The organism is Leptolyngbya sp. CCY15150 (assembly GCF_016888135.1).
GTDB lineage: Bacteria > Cyanobacteriota > Cyanobacteriia > RECH01 > RECH01 > RECH01.
Window position 1 is genome coordinate 1 of the sequence record NZ_JACSWB010000130.1, and the last position, 281, is coordinate 281.

The window sequence follows — 281 nt, forward strand, 5'->3', positions numbered from 1 at the left end:
AGTGCCGGGGATATCAATGGCGATGGCGTCGATGACCTGATCATTGGCGCACCCTTTGCCGACTCCAACGGCTTCGATTCCGGCTCTAGCTATGTGGTGTTTGGTGGTGGTGATTTTAGTATCCCCCTCAATCTATCCACCCTCAGTGGCAGCAATGGCTTTCGTCTCGTTGGGGGGGCACAATTTGACCGTTTCGGTTTTTCAGTGAGCAGTGCCGGGGATGTCAATGGCGATGGCGTCGATGACCTGATCATTGGCGCACCCAGTGCCGACCCCAACGG

At 56.2% G+C, this 281-nt stretch carries 1 protein-coding gene; it reads left to right on the forward strand.

The window, feature by feature from the left end; all coding sequences use genetic code 11:
* Positions 1-281: integrin alpha (locus tag JUJ53_RS03255; protein ID WP_204150548.1), on the forward strand; the 281-nt coding region annotated here is incomplete at both ends.